Here is a 17,139-nt window from a genome sequence, read left to right as displayed (position 1 = left end):
GTGTTCTTTATGCGTTCAACATTACTGGCATAACAAGCATTGTAACAACTTCACCTTCATCAAGACCATCAACTGGAGTCAAAATTCCTGCTCTGTTAGGTAAGCTCATTTCTAATGAAACTTCATCACTTGAAAGGTTATTTAACATTTCAGTTAAAAAACGAGAGTTAAATCCTATTTGCATATCGTCTCCTTGATAATCACAAGTTAAACGCTCCTCTGCTTTATTACTGTAATCAATGTCTTCAGCTGAAATATTCAACTCAGCACCCGCAATTTTTAATCTAATTTGATGTGTTGTTTTATTACTGAAAATAGATACACGACGTACACTATTTAAAAATTGATTACGGTCAATACTTAATTGGTTTGGGTTTTCTTTAGGGATAACCGCTTCGTAATTAGGATATTTTCCATCAATTAATCTACTAATAAGTACAGTATTGTCAAATGAGAACTTTGCATTACTTTCGTTATATTCAATTGTAACTTCATCCTCGCTACCTGCAAGAATGCTTTTAAGCAAGTTTAATGGTTTTTTAGGCATTATAAATTCTGCCGTTTCAGTTGCTTTTACATCATTACGAGTGTACTTCACTAATTTGTGAGCATCAGTCGCAACAAATGTCAAACTCTCTGTAGAGAACTGAAAAAACACACCACTCATTACAGGGCGTAAATCATCGTTTCCACTAGCGAAAATAGTTTTACTAATTGCCGTTGCAAGAATATCACCTTGCATAACAGTAGATGAAGGATCCTTTAGGTCTACAGCACTTGGAAACTCTTCTCCAGATGCATATGCAAGAGCATACTTACCATGGTTAGAGCTAATCTCTACAGTATTATTATCTTCAACTGTAAAGGTAAGCGGTTGCTCAGGAAATGTTTTTAACGTGTCTAATAACAAACGAGCAGGAATACAAACTTTTCCGTGTTCGCTACTTTCTACATCAAGATGAGAAGAAACAGTAGTCTCCAAATCTGAAGCTGAAACGGTAAGTGATTTTCCATCTAAATCAAACAAGAAATTGTCTAAAATAGGCAGTGTGTTATTATTATTAATAATACCACCTAAAACTTGTAATTGTTTTAATAGGTACGAACTAGATACGATAAATTTCATCTGTTTATTTTCTATAAAATTAAGTCTAAAAACTACAAGCTAGGCACTAAAACTTATCAAATTCTTCATTAATAATAGGGCATAGCCGAAATACAAATATATCTCAATTACTACGCAATATAAAACCAACTTATTAACACTTATTGCTGGTATTTGCGTTTGCGGATATAACTAAAAATAACTCCTAAAATTGCCAATAATCCTAGTGGAAGCAGCAAGTTTATTGCCTGCCAGCGCGTCCGTTCTGTAATCACTTTCTGTTGATCTAGAAATGGAATTGCAATTTCCTTGGTTCGTATGTTTATAAGTCCGTTTTCGTCAAGCAAGTAATTAACGCTATTGAGTAAAAAATCGCTATTACCATACATAGTTTGCGTCAACTTGTCAAAGCCAGTAGGTAGTGGACGGCCTTTGTCCATATCATTTGCAATAACATCGCCGTCACTAATAACAATCATTTTAGTAGCAATGCTTTCATCTTTAGGTAGTTGTTTATCTGAAATTTTAAAGGGTTTAATTCTGTTCTTTAAAGCCGAAGTAAAGGTGCCTTCTAATAAAACAGCCAAAGGTTGCTCTCCAGCCGAAAATTCTTCAGGGTTAGGTCCCTCATTTACTGTTTGTAAAAAGTGAGGGATATCAACATCAAAGTTTAAAGCCGCAGGATAGGAAACTAATCCCGTAATTGGCGAACTGCTTAATAAAACCGTCTTGTTATTTGTAGATTCTAATAATTCTAAAGCTGATGCATAGCTAAATCTAACCGCTTCAAGGTTTGTAACTATTGGGTGTGCATTTGCACTTGCAGTTAATGGGTAATAAAAATAGGGATAGCTATTATATTGCGAATCATCTTCTGTGCCTTGTGCTAGTACAATAGGAGCACTATACATATCTTTTACAAGCTTAGATGAAATACGCAATCCATATTTAAAAAACAAATTGTTTAACCCTAAATCCTCTTGAACTAAATAGGGAACACCAGTTTCAGGAAATATTTGCTGAAAGGCATTATCAACTAAAAATAGTGAAGCACCACCGTTCATAATATATTGATCGAGTACATAAATTTCCGCTTCGCTAAATGGTTCGGTTGGTTTAGCAACTACAATTAAATCATAGTTTAATAATTGCTTTAAGGTACGTTCTGGATTAATAGAAACACTATCTAATACAAATGGAGCGATACCATAATAGCCTTTAATATTTTTTAAAAAACTAGCCAGCTTTGTATCATCTAATTCACCATTACCTTTTAATATAGCAACACTTTTCTTTTTAGTTGAAATAAGTTTCTGAAACCCATTAGCAAAAGCATATTCTAAATTTTGAATGGAATTATTCACACGTTCTTGAGAAGTAGCTCCTAAAGTGTTTTTAAGCAAAGGGATTTTTACAGATTTCCCAGCATATGATGCTAATGCCCAAGGATAAACTTGCTCAATAGTAATTTTTCCATTGTCTCTTATTTCAACTTCGGCAGGAGTAACTCCCATTGAAAAAAGTTGTTCTTGTACTTTTATTGGGTCATTTTCACCATCCAATGGATTTAGAAATGTAAAAGCTATGTTTTTATTTTCTGATTGAAATTCAGCCAATAGTTGTTTAGTTTCTGTTTGAAGTTTTCTAAATTCAGACGGAAGGGTTCCTTCTAAAAAAACATCAATGACTAAAGGAGAATCGATAGGTTCAATTAGATCTTTAGTTGCTTGCGAAACTGTATATCGTTTGTCTTGCGTTAAATCGAAACGAGCATATATATAATTTCCAATCACATTTACAGTAATGAGAATGACAATAAAACCGATAATATTTTTTATGTTGCTGTTCATTACGATTGAGTTTTCTTAAGTTGAACAGAAGTGAGTGCTACAAATAAAGCTGCAATACTAATAAAGTATATTAGGTTTCTTGTGTCAATTACGCCACGTGCAATACTATCGTAATGGTGCTTTAATCCAATTGCAGCAATATTTGTTGATGTGTTGAATATTTCGGCAATAGCTTCAAAACCGTAATACAATAAAAAGCAGGCTAGTACAGCACTAATAAAAGCAACAATTTGGTTGCTAGTAAGTGCAGAAGTAAATACACCAATTGCTGTATAGGACGCAACTAAAAAAAATAAGCCTAAATAGGAGCCAAAAATGCTACCCATGTCTACAATACTTTCTTCACTTTTTAAACTACTAATGGTGTAAATATAGAGTAGAGTAGGTATTAGCGCAATAAGTACTAATAGAAAAGCGCCTACGTATTTACCTAATACTAGTTGTAATGTCGAGATTGGTTTAGTAAGTAATAACTCTAAGGTTCCCATTTTTAACTCGTCACTAAAGCTACGCATTGTAATGGCAGGTATTAGGAATAATAATATCCAAGGGGCTAATTCGAAATAGGCATTTAAATCTGCGAAACCAGCATTAAAGACATTAAAGTTTCCGTCAAAAACCCAAAGAAACAGTCCATTAATAAGTAGAAATACCCCTATTACCAAATAACCAATGGGGCTGGTAAAAAACGTGTTTAATTCTTTTTTTATAAGTGCAAGCATTAGTTGTTTTTTCCTTTTTTTAGATTGGTAAAACTTCCATAGTTGAAACACTCCAAGCTTCTGCTTTAGAACGAAACATAGGCTTCGTTGTTGCCCAAACGCCTTTAAACAATTCGCTTTTACGATATTTTTCTAAATCGTTTGGGTGTTCCCATTTACTATATGTGAAAAAAATGGTGTCATTTGCTTTATCTTGTAAAAGGTCAAGATGACAACAACCCGGGAATTCTCTAATTTTATGTTTTACAAGTTCAAAATTAGCTAAAAATGCTGATACATTTTCGGCTTCAAATTCCATTTTTACAATTCTAGTAAACATATAATGTATTGGTTTTTTTAATAGATAAAGCGTGTTATTTAAAATTGATAGTAATTACTTCTCTATATTCAAGTCCAAAGAGAGAAGCAGCGCTACCCACTGTAGCAGGATTACTTTTGTAAATAGCAAGTTCGAGATAATTACTAGAATTCCACAATGCTATTTTTTTACCTGCTTCATCTCGTTTATCTGCAGGTGTACCAAAATCAATTGCATCACTATAATTATTATATATTGTGTTAAAACTTGCAGTGCGCGATGTTATTGAAAAAGGCCGGCCTTTACCCACTTTTTCAAAGTGTGCTTTTTTAATATTTGTAATAACATTTCCGTAGTTATCAATATAGATTACGCTCCCCACTATTTGCGTTTCATCATTATTAATATGAGGGTCTATACCTCTAATTTCTTTAATGGTTTCAATAGTTTTACCAATTACTTCTAACGTTCCACCTCTAGCAATGTGACAAGCAACTTTAACAAATACGTCTAAAACTGGGAAATTGGTAAGAATACGATCGTGAATATTGATTTCAACAATTTTCTCCGGTCGTATCTCGTTTGCGAGCATAGAAATAATTCCATTGTTTGCACAAATAAAATAATGGCCATCTAGTAAAACGGCAATATGCTTATTTTCTGGATTGAGTTCACTGTCAATACCCACAATATGTATAGTTCCTGGAGGGAAACTACTGTAAGCATTTTGTATAATATAAGCAGCCTCAGTAATATGAAACGGAGCTACAGAATGTGAGATATCAACAATTTTAATATCGCTAAGTTCACTATAGATTGCGCCTTTAACCGCACCTGCAAAGTGATCTTTCTCACCAAAATCTGTAGTAAGGGTAATTATGGGCATAAAGGATTGTTGATATTTTGTTGAAACTAGTAAGACAAATTTAAACTACTTTTAGGAGTAGAAAAACTATATTTACCTATATAAATAGAATATTATAAACAGCTTTTTAATAAACACGCTTTTGAACGAACTTATTATAGAACTAACGGAAATTAGTCCAAGAGATTTTTTTGGAAATCAAAACTCAAATATTGATATTCTAAAAAAATATTTTCCAAAACTTAAAATTGTAGCACGAGGCAATAAAGTGAAAGCTTATGGTGACCAAGATGTATTAGAAGAGTTTGATAGGCGAATAACAATGTTGTTAGATCACTTTGCTAAGTATAATAAAATTGACGAAAACGTAATTGAACGTGTACTTTTAAGTCGAAGCAAAGACGACTATGAAAGTACTCCCAAAAGTGGCGAAGTACTTGTGCACGGTGTTAGTGGTAAACTAATCAAAGCACAAACTGCAAACCAACGAAAGCTTGTTGAGTTAATGAATAAAAATGATATGGTTTTTGCTGTTGGACCAGCAGGTACAGGTAAAACCTATACAGGAGTTGCTCTCGCAGTAAAAGCCTTAAAGGAAAAACAAGTAAAACGAATAATACTAACTAGGCCAGCAGTGGAAGCAGGAGAAAATTTAGGGTTTTTGCCAGGAGATTTAAAAGACAAACTAGATCCATATATGCAGCCATTATATGATGCGCTTCGCGATATGATACCTCACGAAAAACTAGAATCGTATGTAGAAAAAGGAGTTATCCAGATTGCCCCTATGGCATTTATGCGTGGACGTACTTTAGACAATGCTTTTGTAATACTTGATGAAGCTCAAAATACCACACACGCACAAATGAAAATGTTTTTAACGCGTATGGGTAAAAGTGCTAAGTTTATGATTACAGGAGACCCTGGCCAAATAGATTTACCACGTCGTGTAATTTCGGGACTTAAGGAAGCACTTTTAGTATTAAACGATGTAAAAGGAGTGGGAATTGTTCATCTTGATGATAAAGATGTTATTAGACACCGCCTTGTAAAAGAAGTAATTGCTGCCTATAAAAAAATTGAAAATTTAGACTAGCATCAATTTTTCTTCCGAAATTTTAAATAACTTCAATAACACCTATACTAAATATTAATAGCAATTGAATTAGCATCGAATCGTTCGATATTCAATTTCAACTTAGATTTCAAAAATGAGTAATACCATCATAGAAACCAATTTCAATTTCCCAGGGCAAAAAAATGTATACCATGGAAAAGTACGTTCAGTTTACACATTAGAAAATGACCAACTATTAATGGTCGCAACAGATAGACTAAGCGCCTTCGATGTTGTAATGCCTAAAGGAATTCCATACAAAGGACAAATATTAAACCAAATAGCGACAAAAATGATGCGCGACACGGAAGATATTGTGCCTAATTGGTTAACAGCAATTCCAGATCCTAACGTCGCTATAGGTGTAGCCTGCGATCCATTTAAAGTAGAAATGGTTATTAGAGGTTATATGAGTGGTCACGCTGCAAGAGAATACAAAGCAGGTAAGCGTATTTTGTGTGGAGTGGAAATGCCAGAAGGAATGAAGGAAAATGATAAATTTCCCTCACCTATAATTACTCCAGCAACTAAAGCTGAAATGGGTGATCATGATGAAGACATTAGCAGCGCCGAAATTTTAAAGCGTAACATTGTCTCTGAAGAAGATTATCTAGTTCTAGAAGATTATACTCGGAAACTTTTTAAACGCGGAACTGAAATAGCAGCCTCAAGAGGGTTAATTTTAGTGGATACTAAATATGAGTTCGGTAAAACGAAAGATGGTAAAATTGTATTAATTGATGAAATACATACGCCAGATTCTTCACGTTATTTTTACGCTGAAGGTTATGAAGAACGCCAAGCAGCAAACGAACCTCAAAAACAATTATCAAAAGAGTTTGTACGCCAATGGTTAATCAAAAATGATTTTCAAGGTCTTGAAGGACAAACTGTGCCTTTTATGAGTGATGAATATATTGAAACAGTTTCAGAAAGATATATCGAACTTTATGAAAATATTACTGGTGAGAAATTTATAAAAGCAGATGTTTCAGATATTAATGATAGGATAGAAAAAAATGTAGCTGCTTATTTCAGTAAGTAGTCTATATTAAAATCAATTTCTTAAAGTCCTTTTCGAATTTTTCGAGAGGGACTTTTATTTTAACCTAAAGTTGTAAGTGTAGCCTATACTAACTTCAGTAAAATCTGCCTGACCTAAATTAGAGTTGAGGTGTGCACCTATATAGTAATTCTGTTTTCTGTATGTGTGTGTACCAAAAAGATAATATTTAAGCCCCATTCTTGTAGAAATAGATTTCTTTAAATGATATTTAGAATTAAACTCACCCAACATCCAAGTGTCTGTAATTTCTCTTGGAGTATTGTCCCACCCTTCATTAATACGCCAATCAATTTGATATCCGGGTTTGTAAATATTGTATCCCACAGTGATATCAATTCCAAAATGATTTAGTAAAAACTCAGTATTAACATGTATTCCTAAATTACTTGCATAATAAAAAGGTCGTTCTCTAAAATTTTCAAATTCTTTACCATCTCTTACAAGCGATTCATTGTCTTGTATATAATCGTAGTAGTTTTGATAAAACCTGTAATGAGCTCCAACACCAATCTTTAAAGAATTGTTATATACATTCCCAAATGTAATTGCTCCTGTATAAACAGGTTTATTTTTATTAAAAGCTAATCCCAATACTTGGAAACCTTGCCCATAACGCGCATCAATAAATTTATACCTAGATTTTTTAAGACTATTAATTCGTTTCCTTTCTGAAACTTTAGGAGCCTGATGTACTTCGCCAGAAACTGAAAAGAGGATAGAATTATAACCTTGGTTTAATAACTTGGTATGTCCATTAGAATGATGAGAGTATCCAGCACCTATACGCCAATCTATGCTATTTCCTTTATAAAATTTATAATGTAGAAATAACCTAAACGCCCAAGTATAGTCTGTAGTTACAGCTTGGTTATTTGGGTTTGTTATAGGATCATAGTTTTTTGTAAAGTAGGATGCACCTAAACCTACAACAGTACTAAAACGTTTAGATCCAAAAGCATTAAACTCAACTTGAGGTATTATTGTAAAAGCAACTCCTAAACTGTCTAAGTTTCCAAAATCGGTTATACCAAAACCTACTCCAGTTTTGATTCCTTTATAACGTTGTGCCCATTCTTGTGGATTATTTTGATGATTTCTCCCAAATTGAAAAAGCAATTGTTTATGTTTACCGCGATCTGGAAAACCATCATTTGAAGCAAAAGTTTGTCCTAAGAGTATTTCTGGAGTGTAAATACGTGCTTGCTTTTTCCAAAGGGAATCTTGTTGTGCTAAAACACTAAAAGATAAAGAGATTAAAAGGAGTGTAAACAGTTTGTTCATTATAATGCAAATAAAACGATTCGGCTCAAATATCAAAATTTATTACTCTTAGATTTGCAAAAACAATTTTTCACCCTTTAAAATTTCAGCTTTGCTTAAAACTATTGATTCGTTTATTTCTGAGATGGCTTCAAATGCTTGGGGTTTACCATTACTAATATTATTAGTAGGTGGAGGAGTAGGATTGCTTTTTTATATCAGGTTTTTACCTTTTAGATATTTAGGCCACGCTATTTCTGTATTAAGAGGTACATATGATGATGAAAAAGATGTTGGCGAGATAAGTCATTTTCAAGCTTTAACTACTGCATTGTCTGCTACTATAGGTATGGGAAATGTTGCAGGAGTTGCTGTAGCGATATCAATAGGAGGTCCGGGAGCTGTTTTCTGGATGTGGGTAAGTGCTGTTATTGGGATGTCTACAAAGTTTTTTACAGGGACATTAGCGGTATTATATAGGGGTAAGGATGATAAAGGTGATGTGCAAGGAGGTCCTATGTATGTTATTATGGAAGGTTTGGGGAAACGATGGAAACCTTTAGCTATTATATTTAGTACCGCAGGCTTAGTTGGAGCACTTCCTGTATTTAATGTGAACCAACTTACGCAAGCTTTAAATGATATTGTAGTTAAACCATTAGGGATTTACACAGGTTTTCAAAGTAATTTGGTTATTGGAATTGTGCTATGCATTATTACAGGGATAGTTATTCTTGGAGGGATTTCTAGAATAAGTAAAACCGCAAGTAAAATTGTACCTGCAATGGTGGTTTTATATGTTATTATGATTTTTATTATTTTGGGTAATAATATAGCTGAATTACCAAAATACTTTTCATTGATTTTTACAGATGCGTTTTCAGCAAACTTCTATAAGGGTGATGTTTTTTTAGGAGGTGTTGTAGGGGGTCTAATTCTATTAGGAATTCGTCGTGGAGCATTTTCTAACGAAGCAGGAATAGGAACAGCGCCTATGGCTCATGGAGCAGCTAAAACAAATGAACCAATACGCGAAGGGTTAGTAGCAATGCTAGGGCCAGCAATCGATACATTAATAATTTGCACCTTAACGGCACTTGCTATTTTAGTAACTGGTGTATGGCAGGAAACTAGTGATAGTGGTGTTAGTTTAACAGTAAATGCTTTTGAAGCAGGTATTTTAAGTTATGGTAAATATGCACTTTTACTTTGTATAGTTGTTTTTAGTGTTTCGTCTTTATTTTCATATTCTTATTATGGAACAAAATGTATGGCATTTCTCTTTGGGACCAAATATAAAAACCTTTATAATTACATCTATTTAGGAAGTATTATTGTTGGGGCGACAACTTCGTTAAGTATGATGATTAATCTAATTGATACTTTTTTTGCTATAATGGCCATACCAACTATGCTAAGTACTTTTATCCTCGCGCCAAAGGTTAAAGAAGCAGCGATTACATACTTTAATACATTGAAAAACTAATTCTGAAATATTACTTCGGGAAGTTTTGTGCTATAAAGTTGTCAAGTAACGTACTAAATTTATTTGCACCTGAAGGGTTGAGGTGGTTTTGATTATCAAAATCTCTAATGTTGAAATGTAATGTATCTTCCTCTTTTCTTAAAACTTTTAAATTTGGATATTTCAGTTCTATATCTTTTAAAACACTATCTCTTCTTCTAAGGATATTTGGGTTTCTAGCTTTTAGATAGTCCTTATACAAAGGAACAGTTGTTACAACAATCTGCATGTTATTTTTACTAGCGTGATCAAGCATTTTATAAAAGTAAGCAGTATTGTGTTTAAATACTTGTGGTAGCTCTTTCGTTCTTATTTCAAGGTCAGCATTTTTAATTATATCAGGACTATACTTTACACTTTCGAAAAAACCTTTTCTTTTAGAAATATCAACGCCATATTGATTAAAGTTGAAGTGGTCCTTTTTTTTAATATAGTAATTCACTAATAATCTAGAAAATATGTGCGGATTTGAAAGATACATTAGTTCGTCTTTAAAATATGTTTTACGTTCAAAAGCATTAACGTCGTAGTATTTTAAATACACTGAATTCTTCCAAAAGTAATTTCCGTTGTGCGGTATTTCAAGATGTGAATAAGAAAGTTCGAAAACCACAGTTTTAAGTTTACTCATTTTAGGAGCAAGTTGAGCATAAATAGGAAAGTCAAGGTCGTGATGTTGGGACTTTGAAGCAAGCGAAATTGTTTTATGTTTAAAATAGGTAGGGTCAATAGCAGATTCCATTTGGCTAGAGCCTAAAGTCATTACCGTTATTTCATCTTTTTCATTATTGAAATAGTCACTATTATTTTTATAGCTAGCGGGCATTTGAATCACAAGAAATTCTAATACAGCCATTATTAAAATAATAGGTATCAAAAAAAAATAAAGCACCTTTAATAAACTTTAACTGCATAGAATTAAAACTGAAAATAGATAAATTGTTCTTTTGGGCCTGCATAGCGTATGATCAAAAATATTATTAAATAATAGATAACCCAACGCATAGGCTTACTAAAGTATTTGTCTAGATTGTAAAGAGGATATGGTTTGTTTCTTGTGAATACTTCGGCAATCACTAATATTGGTATTACTAATACTTTCAAGCCTATTTCAAGACTAAAATTATCTGAGGGAATAAAGGTAAAAATACGTTTAAAAATATGTAATGCCGTAGGTATATCATGAGCTCTAAAAAAAACACTTGAACCTAAAATGATAGCACTAGTATAAATAAAATTAACAATTAATGGAGCCTTGTTTAATGCTATTGGTAAAGAGTAGGTTTTCTTCTTTGTAGTAATTCTAACTCTTTCTAAAGCTATAAATATTGCTTGTATCAAGCCAAAAATAACAAAGGTCCATTTAGCTCCGTGCCATAAACCTATAAGTATCATAGTAAGTATGAGTACTAAAGTCTTTATAAAATAACTTCTACTAGTATTTTTTACAATAGGAATATAAACATAATCTGTAAACCATTTTGTTAATGTAATATGCCATCGTTTCCAATAGTCTATTACAGTTTTAGCTAAATATGGGATATTAAAATTCTTGCTTAATTTAAACCCGAAAAGTTTAGCAGTACCAATTGCCACATCGCTGTATCCTGAAAAATCACAATAGATTTGAAAAAAGAAAAGGGTAGTGGCATATACTAATGAAAGACTCCCATAATCATCTGGAGAAGCGTAGATAGTATTTACAACAACAGCAACATTATCTGCTACAACAATCTTTTTAAAAAGTCCCCATAGAATCTGGCGTAAGCCTTCTTTTGAGTTTTGATAGTCGAAGGTACGTTTCTTTTGAAATTGAGGTAATAAGGATGTTGCCCTTTCTATTGGTCCCGCAACTAGTTGTGGAAAAAAGCTAACAAAACATAAAAACGCTATTAAGTTTTTAGAAGGCTTTATGGTTTTTCGGTAAACATCAATACTATAACTCATTGTCTGGAACGTGTAGAAACTTAAACCAACAGGAATAATGAACTTCCAGAATATTTCATCAGTACCATTTAGACCATCATAAAAGGAGGACATAAATGAATCAACAAAAAAGCCAAAATATTTAAACAGAAACAGGACCCCTAAATTCCAGGTTAAGCTAATCCATAAAAAGGTGAGCTTGGTAGCTTTATTGGAAGATTTATCAATTTTTAAAGCTGCTATATAATCAATTAACGAACTGGCAAATAATAAACCTAAAAAGCGCCAATCCCATAGACCATAAAAAAAGTAACTAGCTAAAAGTAGCAGTACGTTTTGTGCAACTCGTTTATTTCTGCCAAGCGCCCAATAAAGCGAATAGACTATGATAAGAAATAATCCAAAATCAAAAGAGTTGAAAAGCACATGCTATATTTAAGTTACAAATATAAAAAAGGCTGCCAATGGGCAGCCTTTTATTAATTAGATTTTAAAAAGTTTATCGCAAACCTTCAATCTTGAAATTATCGAATCCAGCATAATCTGAACCTCCATTTTGTTTTACTGATAATATGAGTCCAACAGTTGATGTTCCATCAGGAATCATCACACTTTCGTTATTTTCTATAGAAAAATTTGAAGAACCATTAACTAATTCAACTGGAGTTTGATTAACACCGTCCAGTACAATTGTATAGACTACATCATCTCCATTGTCAAAACCAAATACATCATAATCAAAACTAACTGTAATCCCTGTAGCAGTTGAAACATCTACATCATCAAACGTCAATGTAGCAGGATCTCCTACATTAGTTCCTCCATTACCATTAGCTAAATCTTGAACAAATAAAAAGTTCCCAGTAATGTTTGCAAAGTTCACATCGTCAGAGTTTCCACCAGTCATTCCATCTGAAGGACCAAAAAAATCATCACCATTTCCATTTGTGAAATAAGCAATGCTAGGGGTGCTACTCCAAGCAGGTAAACCTCCATCAAAATCTTCAATTGCAATTACTTGCTGTGTAGGCACACAAGCAGAAACAGTACTTGAATACGTACCAGAAATTGTACCATAATTTAAAGTTGTCCAAGACCATGTTCCATCAAAATCAGAACAGTCACTTGGGCTAGACGTTTGGTTGTTGTATACATGTGTTCCATCCCAAGAAATAGATGTTCCATCTACAACATCAAAAAATCCAAGTGTATCACAAGTATTTAAACTACCAGCAACAGTACAATTTCCGTCTTGAAGCCCGTCACCTAAAAACTCAGTAGAACCTAATAGTACCTGAGTAGAAATATCAAATAAGCCATCCATATCTACTTCTGAAACCACAACGTTGAATGTTTGTGTGTTTCCTGCATTTAAATTCGGGTGATCTCCACAAGCAACACAAACGTATGTTCCTGTAATAGGAGTAATTGGTGCTTTGTTAGTGTGTTTTTTTATTAAAACAGCACTTGGTTTGTTATTGTAAATTACGTTTGAAAGTTTAGGATTAGTTCCATCATCATTTACTGAGAAACTAAAAGACATTTCGTTAGATGTAAATTCTAAATCCTGTATTCCTTCTCCTAGTTCTAATGATCTTGTGGCAATAGCAGAAATAATACTCCCATCTTCAAATGTAAATTTACCAGTGGCTCTGTTACCTAAAGTAGCAACAAAAGTAGTTGCGTCTGTGATAGTTATCTCAACAGTAGCTCTGCTATCAGAATCTAGCGTTGTAAATACCCCTTTGTATTTACCAATATTATTGTTTTCGGATAAAGAATCAAAAGTCAAATTTTGATTAATATTTAATGTTTCATTGTCAGTTTCACAGGCTAAAAGAGCAAATGAAAGAGCAAATAGGAAGGCAATTTTTCTCATGAGGTTATTTTTGATTTGAACCAAAAATAAAAGGTTTTTTTGAGCTTTAGGTTAAGATAGCATTAAATATTTTTATTATGATTTAATATTTATTGTGTAGGTATTCAATAACTTAAGCATAGATTCTTCTGTAACGGATAATAATGTTGATGCATTAGAGTTTCCAATGGTTTCTATATATGGTCTTATACTCTTATTTGTATAACTTTCTGATATTATGGGATGAATGTAACTAGACTTGCAAACTGCTCTAGTGTTATTTAATCCTTTTGCGGCAGCATCGTAAGCTTTGATGAGGTTTTTATTAGCTTCTTTTTCTGTTTTGGCTATTCCACATTCTGCTAGAGTTTCAAAGAATATTTTGCTTCCAGCCCAAGTTCTAAAATCTTTAGCTGAAAAAAGTTCTCCACTAACTTCATGTATGTAGTCATTTAACATTCCGCTATCTATTGTTTGGTGGTTTCCTTTTTCGTCATAATATTTAAATAATTCCCAGCCAGGAATCTCTTCACATTGTAGAATAAGTTTACGTAGTTTCTTGCTTTTTACTTTAACCTCATTAGGCTTTCCTTTTTTACCAATAAATTTAAACTTTACTTTATCCTCTAGTATCTCAATATGTTTTGTTCGCATAGTTGAGAGTCCGTAAGTTTTATTTTTTTTAGCATAGTATTTGTTACCTATTCTAATGTGTGTTTCTTCCATTAAGTTAATTACTAAAGCTAGGCATTTGCGTTTAGTCATTTCCTTTTCCTTTAAATCTATTTCAATCTGTTTTCTAATTTTAGGTAATGCTGCACCAAAGGCACTCATTTTATAAAACTTAGTTTTATTTCTAATCTCAGACCATTTATTGTGATATAGATATTGTTTTCTATTTTTTTCGTCCCGACCAACGGCTTGTAGATGTCCATTAGTGAGGTTTGTGATTTTTACATCTTCCCATGCGGGTGGAATTATCAATTTCTTTAGACGGTCAATTTCTAAAGGATCAGTAATTTTTTGATTAGTATTTTTAAAATAAAACCCTCTTCCTTTTCTGTGGCGGGTTATAGGCATTTGCTCTTCGGTTACATAAAACAAGTTTGCATATTCCGCAGCTTGTTCTGGATCTTTAATAATAGCTAATGCATCTTGAGGGTTTAATTTCATATGATAAAATTACATTACCTTTTCTTTAAATAATCCTAAGTAAAACATAAAACCTTCAAAAAATTAGCTTTTTTGAAGGTTTTAAAATTTCGGCGTAAGCCTTAAAATTTAAGAAAATATTTTAGTCAAAATAACTAAAAGTATCACCATTTTCTATGTTTAGTAATGTTTCATAAATCAATTTAATTACATTTTCTACGTCATCTCTATGTACCATCTCAACGGTAGTATGCATATAGCGTAATGGTAAAGAAATTAATGCTGAAGCAACACCGCTTCCACTATATGCAAAGGCATCAGTATCAGTTCCAGTAGCTCTCGATAAAGCGGCACGTTGAAAAGGAATGTTTTTCTTTTCAGCAGTTTCTGTTATTAAATCACGAAGCTTTTGCTGTACAGCTGGAGCATAAGCAATAACGGGACCGTCACCTATTTCAGCTTTCCCTTGTTTTTTCATATCAATCATTGGGGTTGACGTATCGTGAGTTACATCGGTAACAATAGCAACATCTGGCTTGATGCGTTCTGCAATCATTTGTGCACCTCTTAAACCTATTTCTTCTTGTACACTATTAGTAATGTATAGTCCAAAAGGTAATTTCTTTTTGTTCTCTTTTAATAAACGAGCAACTTCAGCAATCATAAAACCACCCATTCTATTATCTAATGCGCGGCAAACAAATTTATCTTCGTTTAAAATATGAAATTGATCTGGGTAGGTAATTACACAACCAATATGAATTCCCATTTTTTCAACTTCGTCTTTATCTTTTGCACCAACATCAATAAATATATTATCTGGCTTAGGAGCTTCTTCTTTAGATTTATTTCTAGTATGTATAGCTGGCCAACCAAAAACACCTTTAACAATTCCTTCTTTAGTATGAATGTTTACAATTTTAGAAGGAGCAATTTGATGATCACTTCCACCGTTTCTAATAACGTATAACAAACCATTATCACTAATATAGTTCACATACCAAGAAATTTCATCAGCGTGACCTTCAATAACAACCTTATATTTTGCGTCTGGATTAATAACTGCTACGGCAGTTCCATAAGTATCTGTAATAAATTCATCAACATATGGTTTTAAGTAATCCATCCATATTTTTTGACCTTCCCACTCATAACCCGTGGGAGCGGCGTTATTTAAATAGGATTCCAAAAAGGTTAATGATTTTTTTGTTAATATAGATTTTGACATATGTATATAGTTTTTTATTCCTTTCAAAATTAGGGATTTCTTATGAAGAGGGCTTCAGTATTTTACTATTTTTGGAATGGTTTTAGCACAAATTTTTTAAACCGAAATTTTAATCAATGAAGTCTCGTTATATTTTCATTATACTTTTTGCCATACTAGTAAGCGGAACTGTCAATGCTCAAGACAGTTTGAGCTCTGGTATTAATGTTAAGGTTGCACCAGAAACCTTCTACTATATAATTGATGGAGACACTATTCCTAGAGAGTTTATAGATTTACAAGAAGTTGTATTGTTAAACAAACTATCATTTAATAATAAAAAAGACCGTCGTCGATACTTAATTTTACGTCGCAAAACAAGAAAGGTGTATCCATACGCAAAACTAGCAGCTGAGAGATTAATAACAATGTCTAATAGATTAGAAGGAATTACTAAAAAGAGTGATAGAAGAAAGTATACTAAACGAATCCAAAAGTACATTGAAGAAGAGTTTTCCGAAAAACTTAAAAAGCTAACCCGTACCGAAGGCCAGATTTTAGTTAAACTAATTCATAGACAAACAGGTCGCACAGCATTTGATTTAGTTAAAGAACTTAGAACAGGGTGGAGGGCTTTTTGGTATAACACAACAGCGAATCTGTTTGATATATCTATAAAGGAAGAATATAGGCCCTTTAGTGTTAAAGAAGATTATTTAATTGAGGATATATTAGAGCGATCTTTTCAAGCCGAAATATTAGAACGTCAAGCCCCATCCTTTCCTATTGATTACTTTGAACTCTCTTCTCATTGGGATAGTATAAATACGGAAGAATAAAATAAAACACTTAAGACTTGTGTAGTTTGTTGAGAAGCAGTAATTTAGTCGTCCGCTCTTTTTTTTTAGCAATTTATTTTTCTAGTTAATTGGTCAAATTAGTGGTGTCTGTAATTTTTTATTGTCACGAGAGGCGCCTTCATAACCGTATTTACGTTAGTGTAAGAGTGATTTGTAAAACTCATTAGATTTATTTTCACATCCAACAAATGGGTTATCAGTGAGTTGGGATTTGGATGTAAATTAAATAGTATTTTCTTTAGAAATTGTTTGGTTGCTAAGAATAAACGGTGGTATATTTGCAGCCGCTAAGAAAACGAAAGTTATTGTTTTTAGTGATTAAAATAAA

The 17,139-nt window shown here is 32.8% G+C and carries 15 protein-coding genes; 4 read left to right on the top strand and 11 right to left on the bottom strand.

Translation table 11 applies throughout. The annotated features are described in order from the left end of the window. Positions 1 to 7: 7 nt before the first annotated feature. The 5 genes from dnaN to GBH57_RS11225 all read right to left on the bottom strand — a co-directional run bounded on the left by dnaN (position 8) and on the right by GBH57_RS11225 (position 4,861). A complete protein-coding gene (gene dnaN, locus GBH57_RS11245; protein ID WP_151674594.1) occupies positions 8 to 1,126 on the bottom strand; it encodes a DNA polymerase III subunit beta in 1,119 nt (372 codons plus the stop codon). Positions 1,127 to 1,266: 140 nt separating this feature from the next. Then, on the bottom strand, positions 1,267 to 2,955 hold the full coding sequence (gldG, locus tag GBH57_RS11240; RefSeq protein WP_151674593.1) for a gliding motility-associated ABC transporter substrate-binding protein GldG: 1,689 nt from the start codon (positions 2,953 to 2,955) through the stop codon (positions 1,267 to 1,269). Beyond that, on the bottom strand, positions 2,955 to 3,677 hold the full coding sequence (gldF, locus tag GBH57_RS11235; RefSeq protein ID WP_151674592.1) for a gliding motility-associated ABC transporter permease subunit GldF: 723 nt from the start codon (positions 3,675 to 3,677) through the stop codon (positions 2,955 to 2,957). Before gldF ends, gldG begins: the two co-directional genes overlap by 1 nt. Before the next feature lie 19 nt (positions 3,678 to 3,696). Beyond that, positions 3,697 to 3,996, bottom strand: a complete 300-nt coding sequence (locus GBH57_RS11230) for a putative quinol monooxygenase (RefSeq protein ID WP_151674591.1) — start codon at positions 3,994 to 3,996, stop codon at positions 3,697 to 3,699. A gap of 34 nt (positions 3,997 to 4,030) precedes the next feature. Continuing rightward, positions 4,031 to 4,861, bottom strand: a complete 831-nt coding sequence (locus GBH57_RS11225) for an SAM hydrolase/SAM-dependent halogenase family protein (RefSeq protein ID WP_151674590.1) — start codon at positions 4,859 to 4,861, stop codon at positions 4,031 to 4,033. Positions 4,862 to 4,982: 121 nt separating this feature from the next. Here GBH57_RS11225 and GBH57_RS11220 point away from each other — a divergent pair, with 121 nt between their 5' ends. Both GBH57_RS11220 and GBH57_RS11215 read left to right on the top strand, forming a co-directional pair. Next, on the top strand, positions 4,983 to 5,936 hold the full coding sequence (locus tag GBH57_RS11220) for a PhoH family protein (RefSeq protein ID WP_151674589.1): 954 nt from the start codon (positions 4,983 to 4,985) through the stop codon (positions 5,934 to 5,936). A gap of 115 nt (positions 5,937 to 6,051) precedes the next feature. Then, positions 6,052 to 7,002 carry a phosphoribosylaminoimidazolesuccinocarboxamide synthase gene (locus GBH57_RS11215; RefSeq protein ID WP_151674588.1) on the top strand — a complete coding sequence of 317 codons (951 nt, stop codon included), beginning with the start codon at positions 6,052 to 6,054 and terminating at the stop codon, positions 7,000 to 7,002. A 54-nt stretch (positions 7,003 to 7,056) separates the two neighbouring features. Here GBH57_RS11215 and GBH57_RS11210 read toward each other — a convergent pair whose 3' ends face one another. Continuing rightward, positions 7,057 to 8,304: an acyloxyacyl hydrolase gene (locus GBH57_RS11210; protein ID WP_151674587.1), complete on the bottom strand. Its 1,248-nt coding sequence runs from the start codon at positions 8,302 to 8,304 to the stop codon at positions 7,057 to 7,059. A 91-nt stretch (positions 8,305 to 8,395) separates the two neighbouring features. Between GBH57_RS11210 and GBH57_RS11205 the strand changes: the two genes are divergently transcribed. Next, complete coding sequence (locus GBH57_RS11205; protein WP_507763217.1) at positions 8,396 to 9,769, top strand: alanine/glycine:cation symporter family protein; 1,374 nt, start codon at positions 8,396 to 8,398, stop codon at positions 9,767 to 9,769. Positions 9,770 to 9,779: 10 nt separating this feature from the next. On the opposite strand, the gene GBH57_RS11200 is transcribed toward GBH57_RS11205, so the two are convergent. From GBH57_RS11200 to GBH57_RS11180, 5 genes are all read right to left on the bottom strand, one after another. After that, positions 9,780 to 10,664 (bottom strand): hypothetical protein, encoded by an 885-nt coding sequence (locus GBH57_RS11200; RefSeq protein WP_151674586.1) that lies wholly within the window; start codon positions 10,662 to 10,664, stop codon positions 9,780 to 9,782. A 62-nt stretch (positions 10,665 to 10,726) separates the two neighbouring features. Further along, positions 10,727 to 12,160 carry an MBOAT family O-acyltransferase gene (locus GBH57_RS11195; protein ID WP_151674585.1) on the bottom strand — a complete coding sequence of 478 codons (1,434 nt, stop codon included), beginning with the start codon at positions 12,158 to 12,160 and terminating at the stop codon, positions 10,727 to 10,729. Positions 12,161 to 12,233: 73 nt separating this feature from the next. Beyond that, complete coding sequence (locus tag GBH57_RS11190; RefSeq protein ID WP_151674584.1) at positions 12,234 to 13,613, bottom strand: hypothetical protein; 1,380 nt, start codon at positions 13,611 to 13,613, stop codon at positions 12,234 to 12,236. A 75-nt stretch (positions 13,614 to 13,688) separates the two neighbouring features. Beyond that, positions 13,689 to 14,765 carry a DNA topoisomerase IB gene (locus tag GBH57_RS11185; RefSeq protein ID WP_151674583.1) on the bottom strand — a complete coding sequence of 359 codons (1,077 nt, stop codon included), beginning with the start codon at positions 14,763 to 14,765 and terminating at the stop codon, positions 13,689 to 13,691. Positions 14,766 to 14,886: 121 nt separating this feature from the next. Continuing rightward, on the bottom strand, positions 14,887 to 15,972 hold the full coding sequence (locus tag GBH57_RS11180; protein WP_151674582.1) for a M42 family metallopeptidase: 1,086 nt from the start codon (positions 15,970 to 15,972) through the stop codon (positions 14,887 to 14,889). Positions 15,973 to 16,088: 116 nt separating this feature from the next. Here GBH57_RS11180 and GBH57_RS11175 point away from each other — a divergent pair, with 116 nt between their 5' ends. Next, positions 16,089 to 16,790, top strand: a complete 702-nt coding sequence (locus tag GBH57_RS11175; RefSeq protein WP_151674581.1) for a DUF4294 domain-containing protein — start codon at positions 16,089 to 16,091, stop codon at positions 16,788 to 16,790. Positions 16,791 to 17,139 lie beyond the last annotated feature (349 nt).

The sequence above is a fragment of the Patiriisocius marinus genome (assembly GCF_008974325.1).
In the GTDB taxonomy this organism is placed as follows: domain Bacteria; phylum Bacteroidota; class Bacteroidia; order Flavobacteriales; family Flavobacteriaceae; genus Patiriisocius; species Patiriisocius marinus.
The sequence above is the reverse complement of the archived record's forward strand: the minus strand, read 5'-3'. Positions and strand labels throughout refer to the sequence as shown.

Bases quoted from the DNA above. Each gene is read 5' to 3' on its own strand.
- dnaN (WP_151674594.1), bottom strand. From the start codon at position 1,126: ATGAAATTTATCGTATCTAGTTCGTACCTATTAAAACAATTACAAGTT.
- gldG (WP_151674593.1), bottom strand. From the start codon at position 2,955: ATGAACAGCAACATAAAAAATATTATCGGTTTTATTGTCATTCTCATT.
- gldF (WP_151674592.1), bottom strand. From the start codon at position 3,677: ATGCTTGCACTTATAAAAAAAGAATTAAACACGTTTTTTACCAGCCCC.
- GBH57_RS11230 (WP_151674591.1), bottom strand. From the start codon at position 3,996: ATGTTTACTAGAATTGTAAAAATGGAATTTGAAGCCGAAAATGTATCA.
- GBH57_RS11225 (WP_151674590.1), bottom strand. From the start codon at position 4,861: ATGCCCATAATTACCCTTACTACAGATTTTGGTGAGAAAGATCACTTT.
- GBH57_RS11215 (WP_151674588.1), top strand. From the start codon at position 6,052: ATGAGTAATACCATCATAGAAACCAATTTCAATTTCCCAGGGCAAAAA.
- GBH57_RS11210 (WP_151674587.1), bottom strand. From the start codon at position 8,304: ATGAACAAACTGTTTACACTCCTTTTAATCTCTTTATCTTTTAGTGTT.
- GBH57_RS11200 (WP_151674586.1), bottom strand. From the start codon at position 10,664: ATGGCTGTATTAGAATTTCTTGTGATTCAAATGCCCGCTAGCTATAAA.
- GBH57_RS11190 (WP_151674584.1), bottom strand. From the start codon at position 13,613: ATGAGAAAAATTGCCTTCCTATTTGCTCTTTCATTTGCTCTTTTAGCC.
- GBH57_RS11185 (WP_151674583.1), bottom strand. From the start codon at position 14,765: ATGAAATTAAACCCTCAAGATGCATTAGCTATTATTAAAGATCCAGAA.
- GBH57_RS11180 (WP_151674582.1), bottom strand. From the start codon at position 15,972: ATGTCAAAATCTATATTAACAAAAAAATCATTAACCTTTTTGGAATCC.
- GBH57_RS11175 (WP_151674581.1), top strand. From the start codon at position 16,089: ATGAAGTCTCGTTATATTTTCATTATACTTTTTGCCATACTAGTAAGC.